The sequence below is a fragment of the Borreliella japonica genome, assembly GCF_900099615.1.
GTDB lineage: Bacteria > Spirochaetota > Spirochaetia > Borreliales > Borreliaceae > Borreliella > Borreliella japonica.
Map to the genome: position 1 here is coordinate 13,181 of NZ_FMTE01000004.1, position 21,088 is coordinate 34,268.

The 21,088-nt window shown below is 28.2% G+C and carries 21 protein-coding genes and 1 pseudogene; 11 read left to right on the plus strand and 11 right to left on the minus strand.

Annotated features, from left to right (window positions below; all coding sequences use genetic code 11):
* Window positions 1–4: 4 nt before the first annotated feature.
* From BLO14_RS03320 to prfA, 4 genes and pseudogenes are all read right to left on the minus strand, one after another.
* Window positions 5–2,275 (minus strand): hypothetical protein, encoded by a 2,271-nt coding sequence (locus BLO14_RS03320; protein ID WP_091972807.1) that lies wholly within the window; start codon window positions 2,273–2,275, stop codon window positions 5–7.
* On the minus strand, window positions 2,265–4,268 hold the full coding sequence (spoT, locus tag BLO14_RS03325) for a guanosine-3',5'-bis(diphosphate) 3'-pyrophosphohydrolase (protein WP_091972810.1): 2,004 nt from the start codon (window positions 4,266–4,268) through the stop codon (window positions 2,265–2,267). Before spoT ends, BLO14_RS03320 begins: the two co-directional genes overlap by 11 nt.
* Window positions 4,252–5,086: pseudogene (prmC, locus tag BLO14_RS03330) on the minus strand (peptide chain release factor N(5)-glutamine methyltransferase). Before prmC ends, spoT begins: the two are co-directional and overlap by 17 nt.
* 2 nt (window positions 5,087–5,088) lie before the next feature.
* On the minus strand, window positions 5,089–6,162 hold the full coding sequence (prfA, locus tag BLO14_RS03335) for a peptide chain release factor 1 (protein WP_091972817.1): 1,074 nt from the start codon (window positions 6,160–6,162) through the stop codon (window positions 5,089–5,091).
* A 340-nt stretch (window positions 6,163–6,502) separates the two neighbouring features.
* Between prfA and BLO14_RS03340 the strand changes: the two genes are divergently transcribed.
* The gene (locus tag BLO14_RS03340) at window positions 6,503–7,642 is read left to right on the plus strand and encodes a tetratricopeptide repeat protein (RefSeq protein ID WP_091972820.1); all 1,140 of its coding nucleotides are present in this window, start codon (window positions 6,503–6,505) and stop codon (window positions 7,640–7,642) included.
* Window positions 7,639–8,448 carry a TatD family hydrolase gene (locus BLO14_RS03345; protein WP_091972823.1) on the plus strand — a complete coding sequence of 270 codons (810 nt, stop codon included), beginning with the start codon at window positions 7,639–7,641 and terminating at the stop codon, window positions 8,446–8,448. Before BLO14_RS03340 ends, BLO14_RS03345 begins: the two co-directional genes overlap by 4 nt.
* 59 nt (window positions 8,449–8,507) lie before the next feature.
* On the opposite strand, the gene BLO14_RS03350 is transcribed toward BLO14_RS03345, so the two are convergent.
* Together BLO14_RS03350 and BLO14_RS03355 are read right to left on the minus strand one after the other, a co-directional pair.
* A complete protein-coding gene (locus BLO14_RS03350) occupies window positions 8,508–9,248 on the minus strand; it encodes a hypothetical protein (protein ID WP_091972827.1) in 741 nt (246 codons plus the stop codon).
* 6 nt (window positions 9,249–9,254) lie between these two features.
* Window positions 9,255–9,908 (minus strand): hypothetical protein, encoded by a 654-nt coding sequence (locus BLO14_RS03355; protein ID WP_200780490.1) that lies wholly within the window; start codon window positions 9,906–9,908, stop codon window positions 9,255–9,257.
* A 220-nt stretch (window positions 9,909–10,128) separates the two neighbouring features.
* On the opposite strand from BLO14_RS03355, the gene infC reads away from it, so the two are divergent.
* The 6 genes from infC to tsaB all read left to right on the plus strand — a co-directional run bounded on the left by infC (window position 10,129) and on the right by tsaB (window position 12,826).
* On the plus strand, window positions 10,129–10,689 hold the full coding sequence (gene infC / locus BLO14_RS03360; protein ID WP_091972830.1) for a translation initiation factor IF-3: 561 nt from the start codon (window positions 10,129–10,131) through the stop codon (window positions 10,687–10,689).
* A gap of 38 nt (window positions 10,690–10,727) precedes the next feature.
* On the plus strand, window positions 10,728–10,928 hold the full coding sequence (rpmI, locus tag BLO14_RS03365; protein ID WP_091972833.1) for a 50S ribosomal protein L35: 201 nt from the start codon (window positions 10,728–10,730) through the stop codon (window positions 10,926–10,928).
* 20 nt (window positions 10,929–10,948) lie between these two features.
* Window positions 10,949–11,296 (plus strand): 50S ribosomal protein L20, encoded by a 348-nt coding sequence (gene rplT, locus BLO14_RS03370; protein ID WP_091972835.1) that lies wholly within the window; start codon window positions 10,949–10,951, stop codon window positions 11,294–11,296.
* Window positions 11,297–11,509: 213 nt separating this feature from the next.
* On the plus strand, window positions 11,510–11,770 hold the full coding sequence (locus tag BLO14_RS03375) for a hypothetical protein (RefSeq protein WP_091972838.1): 261 nt from the start codon (window positions 11,510–11,512) through the stop codon (window positions 11,768–11,770).
* Complete coding sequence (gene tsaE, locus BLO14_RS03380) at window positions 11,767–12,180, plus strand: tRNA (adenosine(37)-N6)-threonylcarbamoyltransferase complex ATPase subunit type 1 TsaE (RefSeq protein WP_091972841.1); 414 nt, start codon at window positions 11,767–11,769, stop codon at window positions 12,178–12,180. Before BLO14_RS03375 ends, tsaE begins: the two co-directional genes overlap by 4 nt.
* On the plus strand, window positions 12,173–12,826 hold the full coding sequence (tsaB, locus tag BLO14_RS03385; RefSeq protein ID WP_091972844.1) for a tRNA (adenosine(37)-N6)-threonylcarbamoyltransferase complex dimerization subunit type 1 TsaB: 654 nt from the start codon (window positions 12,173–12,175) through the stop codon (window positions 12,824–12,826). The genes tsaE and tsaB overlap by 8 nt, the downstream gene beginning before the upstream one ends.
* On the opposite strand, the gene csrA is transcribed toward tsaB, so the two are convergent.
* Genes csrA through BLO14_RS03410 form a run of 5 tightly spaced genes read right to left on the minus strand, consistent with a single transcriptional unit; the run spans window position 12,810 to window position 17,118 of the window.
* Complete coding sequence (gene csrA / locus BLO14_RS03390) at window positions 12,810–13,055, minus strand: carbon storage regulator CsrA (RefSeq protein ID WP_091972847.1); 246 nt, start codon at window positions 13,053–13,055, stop codon at window positions 12,810–12,812. The two genes, tsaB and csrA, sit on opposite strands and share 17 nt — an antisense overlap.
* 2 nt (window positions 13,056–13,057) lie before the next feature.
* The gene (gene fliW / locus BLO14_RS03395; RefSeq protein WP_091972850.1) at window positions 13,058–13,450 is read right to left on the minus strand and encodes a flagellar assembly protein FliW; all 393 of its coding nucleotides are present in this window, start codon (window positions 13,448–13,450) and stop codon (window positions 13,058–13,060) included.
* 1 nt (window position 13,451) lies between these two features.
* Window positions 13,452–14,726, minus strand: coding sequence for a flagellar hook-associated protein 3 (locus BLO14_RS03400; protein ID WP_091972853.1), 1,275 nt, complete (start codon window positions 14,724–14,726; stop codon window positions 13,452–13,454).
* A gap of 2 nt (window positions 14,727–14,728) precedes the next feature.
* Window positions 14,729–16,612 (minus strand): flagellar hook-associated protein FlgK, encoded by a 1,884-nt coding sequence (gene flgK / locus BLO14_RS03405; RefSeq protein WP_091972857.1) that lies wholly within the window; start codon window positions 16,610–16,612, stop codon window positions 14,729–14,731.
* An 11-nt stretch (window positions 16,613–16,623) separates the two neighbouring features.
* Window positions 16,624–17,118: a flagellar protein FlbF gene (locus BLO14_RS03410; protein WP_091972860.1), complete on the minus strand. Its 495-nt coding sequence runs from the start codon at window positions 17,116–17,118 to the stop codon at window positions 16,624–16,626.
* Between the two features lie 82 nt (window positions 17,119–17,200).
* Between BLO14_RS03410 and mnmE the strand changes: the two genes are divergently transcribed.
* From mnmE to rsmG, 3 genes are read left to right on the plus strand one after another with little or no spacing between them, the layout of a single operon-like run.
* Window positions 17,201–18,595, plus strand: coding sequence for a tRNA uridine-5-carboxymethylaminomethyl(34) synthesis GTPase MnmE (mnmE, locus tag BLO14_RS03415; protein WP_091972862.1), 1,395 nt, complete (start codon window positions 17,201–17,203; stop codon window positions 18,593–18,595).
* A 2-nt stretch (window positions 18,596–18,597) separates the two neighbouring features.
* Entirely contained in the window at window positions 18,598–20,463 is a 1,866-nt protein-coding gene (mnmG, locus tag BLO14_RS03420) for a tRNA uridine-5-carboxymethylaminomethyl(34) synthesis enzyme MnmG (RefSeq protein WP_091972865.1), read from the plus strand.
* Window positions 20,460–21,086: a 16S rRNA (guanine(527)-N(7))-methyltransferase RsmG gene (gene rsmG / locus BLO14_RS03425; protein ID WP_091972868.1), complete on the plus strand. Its 627-nt coding sequence runs from the start codon at window positions 20,460–20,462 to the stop codon at window positions 21,084–21,086. Before mnmG ends, rsmG begins: the two co-directional genes overlap by 4 nt.
* Window positions 21,087–21,088 lie beyond the last annotated feature (2 nt).

The following is a 21,088-nucleotide window of genomic DNA, read 5'->3' on the forward strand; positions in this document are numbered from 1 at the left end:
TAATTTAATTTAATATAAAATTTTTTAGATTTTCAATCTCTTTATCATTTTTTAGTTTAAAGTAATCAAGATTTTTATATTTTTCTGCTTTAGGCAATATTCCTGAATATTTTATCTTGTAAGAGTAATTTATCTTTATATTTTTTTCTTCTTTATTATTGTTTTTATTGTAAATTTTAACTTGATTTTTTTTAATATGAAGATTTGCAAATGCTTCATATGCTATGTCATCTTGAGATTTAAGAGTAAATGCAATTGTTGTTTTTTTAGAGTTAATGTTTTTAAGTGAAAAAATAATCTTATTAGCCAATATTTTATAAGGAGTGTTGCTTTGGTAAATTATTAGTTTAGATGCGTTTTTAAAATGTAGTTCTATTTGATTTGCAATTTTTTGAGTAACCAAATTGATGTTATAAACAGCTCTTTCTGCTATATCTATTTTTTTAAAATCAATATTCATTAGCTCATCATCGGCTTTAATGTTAGTTTTTAATGTTTTTTTGTTTGCCTGTAAAGTTAGGTTAAAGTCATTTGAAATTATTTGGATAGGATTTTTATTGCCTTTTGGGTATTCAATTTTTATTGTATTTATTTTTTCTGGAAAGCTGACTGTTTGTTCTATTTGTATTACATGTCCTTTTTTATCGATATTGCTAGATATTATAATTGTGGTTATTAAAAAAAAAGTTACAAGACCAAGTTTTTCAGCTTTTTTTAAATTTTGTTTAATTTTTGAAAGTTTAGATTTTAAATGTTCTGAGATATTCATAAATATGGTAGAAAAAAGGCAAATTGAGATTAGATAGCTTAACGTAAGTGTATTTGTGATTGATGTAGTATTTTGTATTAATGTTACTAATACAAAATTGATTGTCCAAATAATTGTTACTATTATTTTTTGGACAATAGTAATTTTATTTGGTTTTATTAATAGTAGAATGCTTTTTATTATAACTATTAAGATAAATTCTATTTTAATAAACATTAATATTATTAGTTCAATAATAGAGATTGATATTGCAAGGTATTTAAGTTGTCTGTAATTTAAATATATTGTGAAATTGTATGTAAAAAGAGACAAAAGATTATGTATGAGTAAAGTTGCAAAAAAAGTTATTAAATACTTGGAGTTTATTATAGTGTAAACTGTCGTGTTTTCATAGTTTACAAATAGCTTATTTGTAATTAATAAGGATAAATATGTGCTTAAAAATAAAGTAAAAAATAGTCTTATCAATTTATAGTAATCATTTTTTACTTTCTTCATGACCAATCCGGCTTCTTTGAATTTTCTAATAAATACAATTATAATTAAGTTATAACAAATATAAATTAATGTTATTAAGGTAATTTCATTAATTATTATTTTTTCAAAAGGCGTATCAATTATAATGTAGTGTATTTCATCAGTATTTTTGCTTTTGTACTGATTAGTCAATGTTTCTTCAATTGATTTGTAAATTTCGTAAATAGTATTTTTATTTTGAGTTAATATAGGATTTAAATTGTTATTTATTATTAAAAAGGGTATAGATTCGTCCCAATATATATTGTATAAATTGTTTATTTTTTTTTCAGTTATTTTTGCTGTATTAAAATCAAGTTTATTCTTTTCAAAGCTTTTAATAGTAGCTTTTAAAAATCCCAAATTTGTTTTTGAATTTGTTATGAAAGATTCATTTTCTAAGTAAATTTTATTTTTTATTCTATTTTCGTTTAGCATTAAGTAAATCGTATTTGTATTTTTTCCCAAATAATTATTGCTAAGTAAAATTCTGCTGCTAATTATTGTATTTTCTTCTAAAGAATCATCCTCAACAAAAAAAAAATTTAAGTTGTTTTCAGAGTTAATATTTCTAAGTTTATTTAAAAGCTCAATAGCAATTCCAATTGCTAAATTATTTTTTAAATTATTTAGTATTTTAATTGGAATAATTATATTATAAATGTCTGCTCTTTTACCTTTGATTTTGGAATGTATTATCTTTTGAGAATACCCAATAAATCCAATTTCTTGTAAAGAATATTCCGTATATTTAATTTCATTTGTATTAAAATATTTTTTTATATAATTAAAAGTGTTTATTATTTTTTCCTGGTTTTTGCTTAGTTGATGAATTTTTTTAATATGCTCTTTTATGTTCTTTTCAGTTTCTATGTTTGCAATTTTATTGTTTAAATTTGATATATTTTTTTCCATTTTATTTGATTCAATAGGGGTGATTTTTGAGTGAATTAATAAGAACGATAATGATAATAATATTTTAATTGTCATAATTTTTAATATCTTCTTCTACTTGCATTATTTGTAAGATATTTGGGTTTTCTTTTAAGGCAGAAATTATTTTTGTTATATTTTTAGCATTTGATGAGACTATTATGTTTGTTATTCCATGACCATTTCCACAGTCTTCTATTTTTTCGCTAATAAGCCTTACGTCATTGATTGTAAAAATGTTCTCAAGATAGCCAAATATTCCTTTCAATTCTTTTAAAAGCAAAATAATATGATGCACTTTTCTAGTTGGTGTTGCTTCCCATTCAACTTCAATCAATTGATTTTTTTTATAGTATTTGAGCTTTTGACAATTTTCATTGTGTACTATTATCTCATCTTTGTGTATTATTCCAACAATATCTTCACCTGTTGTGGGATTGCATTCAGAGTCTATTGCAATTCTTTTTATTTTGTTTTTAGTATAAGCTTTAAATAGGCTAAAAAGCTTTCTTTGTTCTTTGTTTGCCCCAACAAGATACGCAATAATATTGTTGTCTACAAAAATTGTGTTGTCATTTTTGTTAAGCCATGATCTAATTTTTGATCGGGCTTTTTTTGTTCTTACACTGTTTAGCCATATCACATCTGGTTTTGAGTCTTTTGATGTGAATATTTCAACAATTTGTTCGTTTTTAAGTGGCTTTGTGATTGAACTTATTTTTCCATTTATTTTTGCATAAAGAGCTTGGTCTCCAATATCTGTGTGTATTATGTATGCAAAATCAATTGAATTTGATCCAAAAGGAAGTTCTACTACTTCTCCTTCTGGGGTGTAAACATATATAAATGTATTTAACAACTCTTTGTGTATATCATTCATTGAATATTGACTTTTGTTAGCCGATTCTTGTTGCCATTTTTTTATTCGGTTTATAAATGAAAGATCATCAGCTTTAAGTGCAATTTGTTCTTTGTATATCCAGTGGGCTGCAACTCCATAATTGGCAATTCTGTCCATTTCTTCTGTTCGAATTTGTATTTCAATAAGCTGGTTATCTTCAGGTATTCTTACGGTAGTGTGTAGTGATTGATATTTATTTTCTTTTGGACTTGCAATATAGTCTTTAAGTCTTCCTGGGATTGGTTTCCATACCCTGTGAACAATTTCTAATATTTCATAACATTCTTTTTGTTTTTTGCAAATTATTCTGATTCCCAGGGTATCAAAAATTTGAGTAAGCCTGTTTGTCCTTGTTTGCATTTTTCTAAATATTGAATAAAAGTGCTTTGATCTTACTGTAATTTCTGCCCCAATTCCGCTTTTTTGGAGTTCTTTTTCTATTGATAATTTACCTTTGTATAATTTTTTCTCTCTTTCTATTTTTGTTTCAGATAAAAAATTTTTTATCTCTTTATAATCTTTAGGATAAAGATGCTTGAATGAAAGATCTTCAAGATATGTTTTAAGAGATGAGATTCCAAGGCGTTCTGCTATTGGAACATAAGTTGAAAGGCAATCTTTTGCAATCCTGTCTTGTCTGTTTTTAGGCAAATAAGAGAGAGTCGTCATATTGTGAAGTTTGTCTGCCAGTTTTATTATTATTATTCTAATGTCATGTGTCATTGCAAAAAACATTTTTGAAATAGTATTAGCTTCTTTTATGCTTCTTGTTTTATTGTGTAAATCATGAATTTTAGTTACACCGTCGATTAAGCTTAAAATTTCCTCGTCAAATTCTTTTACTATTTCTTCTTTTTCAATATTTGTATCTTCAAGCACGTCATGAAGTAGTCCGGCGATAGTTGCTTTGAAATCCAGTTGAAATTTAGCAAGAAATAATGAAACCATTATTGGATGAATAATGTAAGGTTCCCCACTTTCTCTGTATTGGCCATAGTGAAGTTGTTCTGCTATTTCTAGAGCTTTGAATATGTTTTTTCGTTCAAATTCATCTTTGTAAGTATTCTCAACAGTTTTTTTGAAAATACTTCTAGCTTTTTCAAGATCATTTATTTTTATTAAGTGTGCAATCTCATATGCTTGTATCATGCTCTTTGTCCTAATACCAGCGCTCTTGCTCTCTTTTCAAGATCATAAATGGTTTTTAAATGTGAAAATCCTTTTTTAATTGCAAAATCTTTCAGATTTTTTATTTGCCAAGGAGCTGATTCTATTATTATTAGTCCATTTGGGGCAAGCTTTTCTTTTGCTTGGCTTAATATTTTTCTAGAAATATTAAGCCCGTCTTTTCCAAATCCAAAAAGAGCTTTTGCGGGTTCTTTTTTTATTTTATTTGTTATTTCTAATTCTTTTTTGTTTAAATAAGGAGGATTTGTAATAATTATATCAATCCTTTCCTTTATACAGTTTAGCAAATTAGAGTGAATTATTTCTGCAAATTTTTCAAGTTTTAGCTTTTTTGTATTTTTTGCAGCTATTTGTAAAGCTTTTATTGAAATGTCCGAGAGTATTACTTTTTTTTTCATGTAATAGGCAATAGAAAGTCCTATGCATCCACTGCCGCAGCATAAGTCTAGTATTTTTGTAAAGTCATTTTGTTGAATTTGAATTAAGGCTTCTTCTACTAAACATTCTGTATCAAATCTTGGAATTAAGACGTGCTTGTTTAGGTTAAATTCAATACCCATAAATTCTTTTTTTTGTAATATGTAGTGAATAGGTGTTCCTTTTTCTATTTTATCTATTTGATCAAAAAAAAGTTTTTTTTCCCTTTTTGTTAAGCTTTTTTTTATATTTGCAATTATTAATTCTTTTTTGATTTTTAAAATTAGTTCAAGTATTAGTAGCACTTCTATTGTATCTAAATTTTTACTTTTAGCATAATTTATAACTTCGTTAACATTCATCGCTATATGCTGTTGTTTTTTAATGTTTGTTCTTGAAGCTCTATTGTCAAGGGATCAAGAAGTGGATCAAGTTCTCCTTGCATAAATTCTTCTAATTTGTAAAGAGTGATGTTTGCTCTATGATCTGTTATTCTATTTTGAGGAAAATTATAGGTTCTAATTCTTTCAGATCTGTCTCCTGAGCCGACTTGTTGTTTTCTGTTATTTGATCTTTGCTCTTGTTTTTTGGAATCTTCAAACTCATAAAGTCTTGCTCTTAATATTTTCATTGCTTGATCTTTGTTTTTATGCTGACTTCTTTCGTTTTGGCATTGTACAACAATTCCTGTTGGTAAATGCGTTATTCTAACTGCAGAATCGGTTGTATTAACATGTTGTCCACCAGCCCCAGATGATCTGTAAACATCAATTCTTAAGTCTTTTTCATTAATATCAATTTCTGTTTCTTCAATATTAGGTAGAACTGCTACAGTGGCAGCCGAGGTTTGAAGTCTTCCGTTAGACTCTGTTATAGGGATTCTTTGTACCCTGTGAACGCCGCTTTCATATTTTAATTTTTTAAATACATCTTTTCCTTTAATTTCAAAGATTATTTCTTTAAATCCTCCAAGTTCTGTTTCATTGAAGTTTATGATTTCTGTTTTCCATTTTTTTCTCTCTGAATATTTTATATACATGCTATAAAGATTGTTTGCAAAAAGAGCAGCTTCTTCTCCTCCCGTTCCAGCCCTAATTTCAATTATTATATTTTTACTATCATTTTCATCTTGAGGTAAAAGTAGTATTTTTATTTGATGTTCAAGATCTTCTTTTTTTTTGTTTAGATCAATTAGCTCTTGTTTTATTAGTTCTTTCATTTCTTGTTGCTCTTCTTTTTCCAAGATGCTTTTGTTATCATTGATTTGGCTCAGTATTTTTTCATATTCAAATTTTTTAGTATTTATTTTTTCCAGATATGTATATTCTTTTATTATTTTAGAATATTTTTTTTGATTTTTAATTAGATTTATATCTTGCAATTTTTCTTCTATCGACTTAATCTTGCTTGTTGCTGAATTTAATTTTTCTAAAAACATTATGTTTTCTCCTGAAAGATAATAATAGTTTATATTAATTTTAGATTTTTTTGTTAGACTTTTTAGTAAGTTTTGTGTTACTATGCTTGCTTTTATGTTTTATTTCAATTCTCTTTTTTAGAAACTGATTTTATGGAATAAATAGAATAAGCTTGATCAAAAAAATCAATTATATTTTTTTATGTTTTTTTATATAATGAATGTTATTAAGTTGGATATTAAAGTTAGATTGGATTTTGTTGTATTTGTATATAAATTGAGCTTTGCGTATTATTATTTGTGGTGTTGTTCAAGGTAGTTAAAGTTATATCTTTGATAAACCGATTTAAAAGGGGTATTTATGTTAAATGAAAAAATTTTGGATGCTTTAGGGGATCTCTCAAATATTTCTGATGATCAACTTCTTGATGTCACTGAGAAATCAAAAAGAGGGTATCAGTTGATTAAAGAAGAAAGACTTTCTGAGGCAGAAAGTTTGTTTTCTGATATCCTTGAAAAGGATAATGAGAATAATTATGCTCTTGTTGGACTTGGAGACATTGAAAGGAAGAAGAGTAATTACGATAAAGCAATAGTTTGTTATCAAAGATGTCTTGTAAAACATCCAAACAATAATTATGCTCTTTTCGGACTTGGAGACTGTTACAGAAATTTGGATAATTATAAAAAAGCTACAGACATATGGGAAGAGTATTTGAAATATGATCCTGAAAATATAACGGTTTTAACAAGAGTTGCTTCATCTTACAGGAAGCTAAAAAATTTTCAAAAATCTAAGCAAACATATCTTAAGGTAATGGAATTAATGCCTGAGAATGATTACGCGCTTGTAGGAATTGGTCATTTGTATTACGACTTTAAAGAATATAAAGAGGCTTTAAAGTATTGGCTTAAAATGTATGAATTAAATCAATCTAAGATTGATGTTAGGGTGTTAACTTCAATTGGCAATTGTTATCGTAAGCTAAGGGAATTTACTAGAGGAATTTATTTTTTTAAAAAAGCTTTAGAAATTTCACCTAGCAATTTTTATGCTGTTTTTGGACTTGCTGATTGTTATAGGGGAAATAAGGAATATAAAGAAGCTTTAAAATATTGGCTTGATATTATCGAAAAAGATCCAAAAAATAATTTGGTTCTTACAAGGGTAGGAGATGCTTATCGTTATTTGAATGATTATGAAAATTCTCAAATTTATTATAAAAAGGCCCTAGATGTTGATTTTGATATGTTTGCTATACTTGGACTTGCTCTTCTTCAAAAGGAACAAGGCAAATATGAAGAAGCATTAGTAGCTATTAAAAGTTTAATTAAAAACAATCCCAAAAATTCAGCATTATATGTCAGTGCTGCTGAATGCTATGAGGCATTGGGACAGATTGGAAACGCTGTTGATATTTTATCAAGCTTTTTACATCTTGGTATGAAAAATATTGTTGTTATTGACTACCTTACAGCTCTTAGGAAAAAAATGGAATGATGAACTTCTTACTTGAAACGGAAAAATCTATCTTTTTTGATAAGTTAATAGATACCCATGTTCATTTTTATGAATTAAAGAAGAGATCTTTGGATGTCAATTATATTATTAGCGAATGTTTTAAAAATGGATTTTCTTATTTTCTTGACATTGGCTTGCATCCTAGCGATTTTAATAGTAGAAAAAGTCTTTTAAGTCCATATTCTAATGTGTTTTTAACAGCAGGTATTCATCCTTTAAATTTAGATGATAATTTTAAAGATGATGTTAAACAGCTTGAAAAAATTTTGATTAGTGAAAATGTTGTTGCTGTTGGTGAGATAGGCCTTGATTATTTTAAGGCAAATAATAAGAAATTTCAAATTAAAGTTTTTGAAGAGCAATTGTATTTGGCTAGTAGATATAAAAAGCCAGTTATTTTACATATAAGAGATGCCTATGATGATGTCTATAGTATTGTAAAGTCTTTAAATTTTTTAAATAGGGGCATATTACATTGTTATTCAGGAACTTATGAGTATGCTAAAAAATTTATTGATTTAGGATTTAAAGTTTCTTTTTCAGGTAATATAACTTTTAAAAATGCAGAACCTTTAAGAACTGTTGTTGGCAAATTAAATACCAACGATCTTTTAATAGAAACGGACAGTCCTTTTTTAGCTCCAGTGCCGTTAAGAGGTAAAATAAATTCGCCTTTGTTTTTAGGATATGTATGTCTAGAGATTGCAAGGATTAAAAATTGCTCTGTTAATGATGTTGCTATTGCTGTATACAATAGCTTTAAAGATCTTTTATTGTTGCATTAATTGCTTATTTGTAACTATTTGTTTGCATGTTTTATTATTAGTTGCAAATTTAATCATTTTTATTGTTTATAAATGTTAAATTCATATTGAAAATTGTTTTCAACGTCTTTTACTATTTTCATCAAATCATTTTCTTTAAGAGTAATTACATATTTTAGCTTAATAATTTTTAAATCTTTTCTTGTATTGCCAATTAATACAAATCTTATATTTTTGAAAAAAGGTGAATTTGATATTCTTTTTAAAATAGTATTGTTATCTCTTAAAGACAACAATACTATTGTTGTTATTTTAGGAGTAATAAATGTTTGCATGTAGGATATGTTTTTTTCGTTTATTAGGGTAATAATAACATTTTTTTCTTTACCTTTTTTTTCCAAGTATTCAAGGTCTTCGTTATTTAAAGAGTTGTCTCTAAACAGTAATGCTTTTTGAAAGTCTATTGATTTTCCGTTAAGCAGAAAATCAATAGACTTTGCTAGAGAAAATTTTATTTTTGGTAGATGAAAAATTTTTTCTTTTAGGATTTCGCTATTTAGGATTTCGTTATTTGATTTATGGGTTAATAGTATTTTTTTTGTTGTTTTAAGCTTGTCTTTTGCAATTTCTAAGTTTTTGTCATTTATAAACAGTATTTTGTTTTTTATAAATGGGGTTTTTTGAATTTCAAAAAAATATTCAGTTACATCCGAGAAAATTATTGCATAATCAAATTGTTTTTCAATAATGGAAGATTTTTCGCATCCTTGTGTTAAAACTGCTAAAAGAGCTATTATAGCAAGTATTTTAGGGTTAGACATTTTATTTTATTTCCCAATATACTTATTATTAATTGCTATAATTATTAAAATTAATGAAAATATTATTAACGCATAAATGCCCATATTGGTTAGAATTAATGTTTTTAAGGTTGCAGTAAATAATTCTAAAAATAGAATAGGTAAAAGAATAATTTTGTATTCTTTTACCGAGTATTTTTGGCATTTTTTAATTTTCTTTTCAAATATTATTGCTGAAAATATCAACTCTATTGCATTAAGTATTGGCAATTGAATATATTCATAGAGTCCAAAAATTTTGCTATTTAGGATTATTATTTCTAGATTTTTAGAAAAAATTAGTCCAAATGCGAAATATATCAGAATTGTTAAATTTTTTTTAAATGAAGAATTTTCATTTAAAGTGAAAAAAAATATAAATATTACTAGTGGGAATATATAGTAGTATAAATGTTCTTTGATAAATATTGAAATTCCTAGACTTATTGGTGATGTGTAATTTAATTCAAATGATCTGTATAAAATAAATTCTTGAGTCAAATAAAGAAAAGAAAAGATTGTTATTGCAAAAAATATTGCTAAGCTATGGGCTTGGGTATTTTTTGTTTTATTTTGTCTTAACTGAGTATTTATATATATTTTTAATATTAATGGTAGACTCGTTAATAAAAACAAACTCATTACAAGTACAATTCTACTTTTAAACGTTTTTTAAATCAATCTATTTGGATAGATTGATTGGCTAAAAATCCGTGTGATTTGTATATTTATTTTTTATTAATGTTGTTGATTTTATTACTTTTGGCAAACATTATTCTTAGAATTTACTTTTTAGTTAATGTATATTAAAATTAAGTATCAATGTTGATTATTAATTGCTTTAGGAGTATATATTTTTTAGATGATAAATAGAAATGCCAATAGAGATAGGGATAGATCCAGATCAAATGACAAGGAATTGAAAATTAATTACAGAATTAAGGCTCATGAGGTAAGAGTTATTTTTGAAGATGGAACACAAGAGGTTTTATCGATTGAAGATGCTATTAAAAAGGCAAAAGAAGCTGGACTTGATTTGGTTGAGGTTTCTCCTAATGTGTCTCCCCCGGTTTGTAAGATTATTGATTATGGGAAGTATAAATTCCATCAAGAAAAGCGTCAAAAAGAGCAAAAAAAGAATCAAAAGGTAATTAAGCTTAAGGAAGTCAGAATGCAACCCAAGATAGATGCCCATGATCTTGATTTTAAATCAAAAAACATTTTAAGTTTTCTCAAAGATGGCAATAAGGTTAAAGTTACAATAAGATTTAGAGGTCGTGAGCTTGCTCATACATATTTAGGATATGGTATTTTAGATAGTATTCTTGAAAAAGTAGGGGATGTGAATTATGTTTTGGAATCTGCGGCTAAAATGGAAGGCAAGACAATGTTTTTGATTGTAGCTCCTAAGTTCAAAAAATAAGTATTAAATTAAATAAGTATTAAATTAAAGGGGATAAAATGGCAAGTAAAATGAAAACACGCAAAAGTGCAAAAAAAAGGTATTCTTTTACTGTAAATGGTAAAGTTAAGTATAAAAAACAAAATTTAAGGCATATTTTGACAAAAAAATCTTCTAAGCGTAAGAGAAATTTAAGGAAATTGGGAAATCTTTCTTGTTTTGAAGTTAAAAGAATTAAAACTTTATTACCTTATGGTTAAAATAATTTTAGGAGATAAATATGGCTAGGGCTAAAAATGGCACAGTTCACGTTGCAAGGCGTAAGCGAATTTTAAAAAAGACAAAAGGGTTTTGGGGTACTAAAAAGAGTAACTATAAAAAAGCTAAAGATACCTTGAGAAAGGGTATGATGTATGCCACAAGAGATAGAAAGGCCAGAAAAAGAGACTTTAGGCGCTTATGGATTTCAAGAATTTCGGCTGCTTTGACTGATACTGGAGTTAGTTATTCAAGATTTATTGAGGGTTTATTGAAGTCTAATATAAAAATTAATAGAAAAATTTTGTCTAATTTGGCAATTGAAGACGATGAAGCTTTTAAAAAGATTGTTTTAGAAATAAGAAAATGAAAAATCAAAACTCCTGGGAGGTTTAATTTTAAGAATTAGAGTTATTTTTTTGCGACATCTCATTAAATTTAGGAATTTGAAGGTTTTTAGTCAATGATAGCTAAAAGCAATTCAGAGGTTAAGAATAAAAATTCCGCCTTGAAAAATAGCGCTAAATAAAAGTATTCTTATGTTGGCTTTTTGGGAGTTTAATTTATTTTAAGGATTATTATTGTGCAGCTTATTTCTCTTAATAATATTGAAAAACAAGAGAGCTTTATTTACTATAGAAATGTATATTTTGCTGATGCTATTTATAAGTATAATGACACCTTGGAAATTAAAAAAGTAAAGTTTGTAATTGAGGCTACGCCTTTAGGAGAAAAGCATATCACTATTGATTTTGTAGATCTTTTGAATTATCCCGTTTTAAAGTTAATGGTTGCCATTAAAAGACGTGTAATTGATTTGGAGTTTAAAGGTAAGCTTCCTTGATTTTAGAATTCAAATCAGAAAAAGAAATGATAAATTTTTCCAAATCTTTTTTTCATCCTTTGCCAATTGGTAAGATATTTGCTTTAAGCGGTGATATGGGATCTGGAAAAACTAGTTTTTTGAAAGGACTTGCCTTAAATCTTGGAATTTCTTATTTTTCAAGTCCAACTTACAACATTGTTAATGTTTATGATTTTATAGATTTTAAGCTTTATCATATTGATTTATATCGGGTGTTTTCTTTGGAAGAATTTGAACTTATTGGGGGATTGGAAATGCTTGTGGATCTTGACTCAATTATTGCTATTGAATGGCCCCAAATTGTTTTGAGTATTGTTCCAAAAGGCAGATTATTTTCTTTAGCTTTCAAAATAGCCGGTTCAGGCAGGGTTGTAGAATTTAATGATTAATGCACTTGCATTTGAGTATTCATATAAAGCATTAATAGTTTATTGTAGAATTAATAATAAGAATTTTTCATTAGTTGAATTTAAATCAAATTTTAATTTTAGTATTGCAAAAATTTTCAATGATTTTATTATTAAAAATAACATTGATCTTAATCAAATTAAATTAATTGTAAATTCTTGCGGACCCGGTTCTTTTACCGGCCTTAGAATTAGTTTAAGTTTTGTTAAAGGTCTTGCTTTGGGTCTTTCTATCCCTTTTGTCAATATTTCTACATTTGATGTTTTTGCAAATTTAGTTAAAAACAATTCCAGTGTAATTGTATTAACTTTTACTGCTGGCAAATATTTTCTTGGACATTATAAAAATTGCAAATTGATAGGGAAGGTTTTGTGTTTTTCTAAGGAAGATTTGCTTGAATATCTAAATCAGATTGACCCAAATTCAGTGCTTATTGGAAACAATCTTGAGAATGTTTGCAGTGAATTTAATTGTAAATTTAAAATCATTGAAAATTTAAGCTCGTTTGGAAAAGTTTTAACAGAACTTGGGATAGCTAAATATTTAAAAAATCGCAAAAGTGATGATATTTTATCTGGACCTCTTTACATAAGGCAAAGTGATGCAGAGGTTAATTTTCGTTCTTAAAATAATGATTAAATAGATTTTTAATTTTGCCTATATTGTGTTTGTCTTTTAATATTGATTTTTTATTTTCTTCTATAATAAACTCATAAATTTCAGATCTAAATATTTTAATGTTTTCAGGAGCCTTAATTGCTATTTTAACGGTATCCTTTTTTATCTCTAATATTAAAACTTCAATATTAGAGTTTATTTTAATACTTTCATTTACTTTTCTTGACAATACTAGCATCTTTATTCCTTGAAAACTTTATGGTGTAGTGAGTATTTTTCATTTGTGCATATAGCTTGTTTTCCGAGTAATTTTTTTTTGTTTATTATGATTGGTGCTTTTAGGTTAGCCGTAATGTCCTTATAATCATTAACATGCATATTAATTATACATAGAATGACTTTTTCATCTTCTGTTTTTACTTTAATGTCTGACCAATCTTTTTCCTGGATATTTGGTAAGTATTCGCTTAGAAAATTAAAAGGAGATGTCACTAAAAAACTTACGTCTTTATTGATGGATTGCATAATAGAAAAAGGCTTATATTTAGAGTCTTTTATTATAAATTTTTTAATGTTTTCAAATCCAAGTATCCCTTCAAGGAAATCAAACTCTATGCTTTTATCATTTGTCATTCTATTTTATAAAATCTAACAAAGTTGTTTGCATTATTTTAGCAGAGATTCCTAAAGATACTTGATAAGCCAAGCTTGCCATATTTAAATTAGTTATTGCCTTTGTTACGTCAAGATCGGTGTATTGGACCATATCTTCTTTCATGTCTGCAGCTTCTTTACTTATTCTTTCATAGCTTCTATCAAGTTTATTTTCTTTTGCTCCAAGATCTGCAACCGATATAAGTAATCTTTTTAAACTTTCATCAATTTCTGCCAAACTTCTGCTTCCAACTAGCTCTTCTTTATTATTGTAGAGTGTGTCTCTAAGCTCAATAAGTGCATCGAAAATAGATCTGCTTCTAACTTCTGTATTACTAGAAAGGTTGTAAGGAGGTAGTTTAGTATCATTGTTCTTAGTAAGTATTCCAAGTGTTTGTAAAACATTGGATTCTTTTGCTTCTGTTATCCAAATTTGGTGCGGAGTTGTAGTTTTAATAGACAATGAGTTTAAAATGGGGTCAATGCTTGCTTCAACGGGAGCTGAAGATTCGTTTATTTTTGCAACAATGTCAAGAGCAGTATCCCCTGTTGTTAGCCCTATTTCAACATTGTCAATATAAATTTTTGTATTTTCTTTTACAGTAAACCCATTAGTGTTTGTTGACGAGATAATATTTTGGTTTTGTGAGAAAAATATTTTATTTCCAGGATAATTATTTGAGATATGCACCCCATTGTATACTTCTGTTTCTTTTTCAGCTTGGTTGCCGATGTATTCTACTTTGATTATTTGGGGACCCTCACCGTCTTTGCTTATTTTGCTTATTTTGTTTTCTCTAGTCACTCTAAATGCCTCACTATCAATTTTGGTCCCCGAGAATATACTGTATCCGTCAGGTCCTTTAGCGTTTGCTATTGCAACAGCATCTTCGAGTAAAGCATTTACTTCTTTTGATATCATTTTTTTGTCATCTGCTTCGTAAGTTCCGCTTGCTCCTTGAATGGCAATTTCTTTAGCCCGTGTTAAAATATTTGTAAGGGATTGTAAGTATCCTTCTGCATATCGTAAGTTGCCCTTAGAAGTGCCAATATTTTTCATATATACATTCAGCTTAAATATGTTGTTATCTAGCCTTATTGCGTGATTAACGCCTGTGGGATCGTTTCTTAGTTTTATAATTCTTTTGCCGCCTTTGTATAAGTTTTCTAAAAGTTTTGTAATTTTAGACTCTTGCTCTGCTGCAGAGGTTTTTAAATTTTCATATGTTAATGGATGGCTTACTCTATTTATCATGCTTATACTCCCATTTTATTTATTATTGTGTCTATTAGTTCAGCAGAAACAGTGATGAATTTACTTGCCGCAATAAAGGCTTGTTGAAATTCGATCATGTTTGCAAGTTCCTCATCTTTATTTACTCCAGAAATAGACATTCTTAGATCTGTCAAATCTTTTAATATTTGAGATTGGCTTTCTTTTGTGATTTCTGATATTTGTCCTTTTATTGCGATATTTGATGCTGTATTTGCAAAATAATCGTTTAGTGTTAAGTTTTTGCCAATCATAATTTGAGAATTTCCAAAAGTGGATATTCTTAGTGCTGCTTGGTTATCCCCAATAGATATTTCATTTGTTGGATTTTTGATTCCTGCTGCTATTTTTGAAGGATCTAAGTCTATCATGTCTTCAACTTTTATCCATGCTGCAGGGTTTTTTAGAGGTGAAATTGAATAAGCGGACTTGGGTGTTAATCTGTCTGTTGTGTCAATATTTTTGTAATCATAAGCTCCCTCAGGTCCAGATGCATTTAATATTCCTGTATATTTTGTTAGAAATAATCCAGAATCCTCTATATGTTTAATTCTAAATGTTATGTTCTCATTTTCATTTTCTTTAATTGCTTTGATTTCAAGTTTACCTTCTGAGTTGATTCTTGCTGTAATTTGTGCATTTGAATTGTTTATTCTATTTATTACATCTTGAACTGTATCTGGAGCATTGTAAGGTATTTCTATAATCTCGTTGCTATTTATAGCTTCAAATTTAAGAGTTCCGTAAAATCCCAATTTCTCTTCTGGAAATATTTCGTTTGTGCTATTAATTTTGAAGATATGAACGGAATCAAATTGGCCATTTCCATTAGTGTCATATCGACCGCGATCATCAGTTAGTTTTAGTTCTTGAGAAAAAAAGCTTCTTCCGCTTTTTTTGTCCATCCCATGCCCCGCTTCATGTATTTCGTTAACAATCTCTACAATGTTGACAGCTATATTATTTAGTTCATTGATTTCATTTTTAATCTCTTCATCCCTTATGTCAAGCAAAGATCCCAGCTTACCTGTTTTAAGGTAAACTTTGTCATTATTTGTCCATAAAATATCCCATTTGGTTCTAGTAGGTCCGTTTGTAGCTTTTAGTTTAAATTCATTGGCAATTGAACCTTGTACAAGATGTCTTCCTTCTGAGTGAATTAAAAATTCATTTGGATCCTGTTTGTTTTCAATTGATACACTTATTAAATTGCCCAATTTTTCAACCATCAAATCTCTTGCATCCATTAAGTCATTTGGATTGTCTTTCATTGCTTGAGATTTCGAAATTTGTTTATTAAGATTTGCAATATTTCTAATGTAATTGTTTGCCTCATCTGTTGTAATTTTTATTTCATCGTTTGCCATTATGTAAATTCTTTCAAGCGAATGAAATCTGCTTCTTATTGCTTCGCAAAAAGATTTACCCCTTTCTAGAATTATCTTTCTTTCTGCCAAACCTTGTGGTTGATTTGCTAGATCGTGCCAACTTTCCCAAAAATCATTTAGTCTTTTTCTTATTGATTGATCCTCAGGTTCGTTATAAACATCTTCTAACATTGATATAAACTTGTCTTGTGAAGTCCAGTATCCTAGTCGGTGTGATTCTTCAATGATCCTTGTATTGAGTAGTTCATCTTTTATTCTGTCTATAGATTGAACCATGATTCCCTGACCCAATTGTCCTTGCTTTTTAGCTCTGTTTAGTTGTGGAACATAAAGAGGAATTTCGGTTTTCATTGTTACCCTTTGCCTTGAATATCCAGGCTTTGTAGCATTGGATAAATTGTGCCCAACTGTATTCATAGCATCTTTATGTGCAAATAAACTTCTTTTGCCAATTTCTATTCCTGAGAATGTTGAATCCACTCCAAACTCCTTTAAAGTTTTTTATTTATTAAAATGGAAGCTTCGTTTAAGCATCCATTTTTTGGCCCGTAAGGGTTTTTGTAAGTTACATTTTCCACACTTTCTTGGATATCTTGAAATATTATTGCCAAGGTGTCAAGGGATGTGTTTACATAGTTTTGTATTATGAAGTTTAAATTTTTAATATTTAGTATTCCAATTTTCAATTTGTGTAGATATTCGTATATTTCTTTTTTGTAAATTGTAGTCAATTTTTCTACAGCTTCGTAAGTTGACCCAAAGTTTTTATCTTTGGTAAATTTTTTCCAAATTTGGTCTCTTCTGCTTTCAATTTCTTTAAAATTTTCAAGTGATATTTTTGTTTTGTTTACAATCTCTTTAAGTCCTATTTCATTTTTATTGTCGACGTTCTCTTTTATTTTTAAGTATGATCTATATATTTCTTCTACTAAGAGGAGTTCTTTTTTTAAAACATCTCTTAGTTCAATTTCAAGTTTTGTTTCCATTTTTATAAAATTAATTATAAGTCATTATAAATATATTTACAAATCAACTTTGTCTTTTTGTTGTGTTATAATATGTTAGAGTATGAGTAAGCTTTTTGAAAGAGATGATGATATTGTAGCTCTTGCAACCCCTTTTTTAAGTAGTGCTTTATGTGTGATTCGTAGTAGCGGTGATTCTTCTATTTCTAAATTTTCTAAAATCTTTTCAAATCATTTAGCTCTTAATTCAGCATCTGGGAATACGATTCATTATGGTTATATATTAGATAATGATAATAACTGTAAAGTAGATGAAGTTGTTGTGTGTTTGTATCGAGCGCCAAAGAGCTTTACAGGGCAAGATGCCATTGAAGTTATAGCTCATGGTTCTATGATTGGAATTAAAAAGATTATAGATTTGTTTTTAAAAAGTGGGTTTAGGATGGCTGAGCCTGGTGAATTTACTTTGCGTTCATTTCTTGCTAAAAAAATTGATCTTACAAAGGCAGAAGCAATTAATGAGATTATCTTTGCCAAGACCAATAAAACTTATTCTCTTGCAGTTAATAAACTTTCTGGAGCTTTATTTGTTAAAATAGATACAATAAAAAAATATATTTTGAATTTTCTCTCTGCTGTTAGTGTTTATCTTGATTACGAGGTTGATGATCATGAGATTAACATTCCTTTTGATTTGATTTTAAATAGCAAGGCTGAGCTTAAAAAGTTAATTAATTCTTATAAGGTTTATGAAAAAATTGATCATGGTGTTGCTTTAGTTTTAGCAGGTTCTGTTAATGCTGGAAAGTCTTCGTTATTTAATTTGTTTCTCAAAAAAGATAGATCAATCGTATCTTCGCATCCCGGTACTACAAGAGATTATATTGAAGCAAGTTTTGAGCTTGATGGTATTTTATTTAATCTTTTTGATACAGCAGGTCTTAGAGATGCTGATAATTTTGTTGAGAGATTAGGAATCGAGAAAAGCAATTCTTTAATAAAGGAGGCATCTTTAGTAATTTATTTGATCGATGTTAGTTCAAATTTAACAAGAGATGACTTTTTATTTATTGATTCAAACAAATCTAATAGTAAAATATTGTTCGTTTTAAATAAGATAGATTTAAAGATAAATAAATCTACTGAGGAATTTGTTCGTTCAAATGTATTAAATTCTTCCAATTTAATAATGATTAGTACTAAAAATTTAGAAGGAATAGATATTCTTTATGACAAAATAAAGACATTGGTTTCTTATGAAAGAGTAGAGGTTGGATTTGATGATATAATAATATCATCAAGACGTCAGGTTCAACTTTTAGAGAAAGCTTATGATTCGATTTTGGATTTATTGAGTAAAATTGATCGTCAACTAAGTTATGATATGCTAGCATTTGATGCTTATGAGATTATTAACTGCTTAGGTGAAATAACCGGAGAAGTTAGTAGTGAAGATGTTCTTGACAATATGTTTAAGAATTTTTGTTTGGGGAAATAAATATGGGTTTTGATGCAATTGTTATTGGAGGAGGGCACGCGGGGATTGAAGCTGCGCTTGCTCTTTCAAGGTTGAATTTTAAAACTTTAATGATTACTCAAAATTTAGATACAATCGGTAAGCTCTCTTGCAATCCCGCTATTGGTGGACTTGCTAAGGGCAATATGGTTAGAGAAATTGATGCTCTTGGTGGTGAAATGGGTCGTATTATTGACTTTAGCATGATTCAGTTTAGAGTTTTAAACAAAAGTCGTGGCCCTGCAGTTCAAGCTCCACGCGCTCAGGCTGATAAATTAATGTACCAAACCAAGGCTAAAGAAACTTTAGAGCGTCAAGACAATCTTGATCTTTTTCAAGATACAGTTGTTGACTTTCTTCTTAATTCTATGAGAAATGAAATTGAAGGTGTTGTTACAGAGAGAGGTAATAAGTTTAAAGCAAGTGTTGTCGTTCTTACAACGGGGACGTTTCTTCGAGGTAAAATATTTATTGGTGAGTATAGGGCTAATATGGGTAGGCTTGCTGAATTTTCTGCTTATGGGCTTGATAAAACTTTGCTTGACCTTGGATTTGAAATGGGTAGGCTTAAAACGGGCACTCCAGCAAGAATTCATAAAAAAAGTGTAGACTTTTCAAAGACCGAGGTTCAATTTGGAGATTCAGATATCATTCCCTTTTCTTTTTCAAATAGCAAGTTAGATAAATCTCAGCTTTCATGTTATGTGACTTATACCAATAGAAGGACTCATGAAATAATTAGTAAAAATATGCACCTGTCACCCCTTTATTCTGGTGAGATTGTTGGCAATGGTCCAAGATATTGTCCTTCTATTGAGGATAAAATAGTAAAATTTAAAGATAAAGATAGGCATCAAATTTTTATTGAACCTGAAGGTTTTAATACAGAGGAAATGTATCTTAATGGTCTTAGCTCTTCTTTGCCTGAAAATATTCAGCAAAAGTTGATTAACAGCATTGAAGGCCTTGAGCATGCTGTTATTACAAGGCCTGGTTATGCTGTTGAGTATGATTATATAAATCCGATTGAACTCTATCCAAATCTTGAGAGCAAAAGAGTTAAAGGACTTTTTATAGCAGGTCAGACCAATGGCTCTTCAGGATACGAAGAGGCAGCAGCTCAAGGGTTAATGGCTGGGATTAATGCTGCTCTTAGACTTCAAAATAAAAAGCCAATGATTTTAACAAGAACTAGTTCTTATATTGGAGTTCTTATTGATGATCTTGTTACTAAAGGCACCAAAGAGCCTTACAGAATGTTTACTTCTAGGGCTGAGCATAGACTTAATTTAAGGCATGACACTAGTGATAAGCGTTTGATTAAGATTGGATATGATCTTGGGCTTGTTGATGAGGAGAGATATTCAAGATATCTTTTTAAGAAAAAGAGAGTTGAAGAGATAAAGGAGCTTTTAAAGCAAAGGCGTCTTAGCTTAAAAGATGTTGCCGATGAACAATTAAAAAAGCATGTTAGTAAGGATTTTTATCATATTTTAAAAGATCCTTCTGTTAGTTTAAATACTCTAATAAAGATAGACCCAAGTTTAAGTGATTCAAAAATAATTTTAGAGCAAGTTGAATTAGATGTTAAGTATGAAGGTTATATTAATAGACAAAAAGATTTAATTAAAAAGCTTCATAATCTAGAACTTGTCAAGCTTCCATTTGATTTTAATTATGAGATTATTGAAGGCCTTTCAAGAGAAGCTAGAGAGAAATTTTCCAAGGTTCAACCAGCTACTCTTGCTCAAGCAAGTCGAATTCCTGGAATAAGAAATACGGATATTACTGTTTTGTTTATATATTTTTCAAATCCTAAAAATAAGGTAGTTTTAAATTTTTCTTTATGATAAGTGATATTGAGCTTGCTTTGTCAGAACATAATTTTCAGTTTACTTACAAAGATCTTAAGAAAATAAATTTATATATAAATAGAATTTTGCTTTTAAATACCAGATTTAATTTAATTTCAAATAGTAATAGCAACTTCAATTCTATTCTTAATTTACACGTCATAGATTCTCTTTTGGGCTTGCCTACTATTAAAGAGATTAATCCTTCTGAAATTATTGATGTTGGAAGTGGTGCTGGATTTCCAGGTATTATTTTAGCTATTTTTGACGCTTCTAGAAAGTATTATCTTTTAGAAAGAAGTAAAAAAAAGTCTATTTTTTTGAAAATGATAAAATTAGAACTTGATTTAGAAAATGTAAAAATTTTAGAATATGAGATTGAAAGGGAAAAAAAGAAGTATGAATTTATTACAATTCGAGCTTTTAGAAGTATGAATGAATATGCGTTAGTTTTAAAGAATCTTTTAAAGAATGGAGGGTTGATTATGGCATATAAGGGTAAATTTGATAGAATTAATCTTGAAGTCAATCAAATTAAAGATTTATTTAGTAAAATAGAAATAAAGGCTTTAAATTCAAAATTAAGCGTAGACAGAAATTTGGTTTTGTTTTACAAATAATA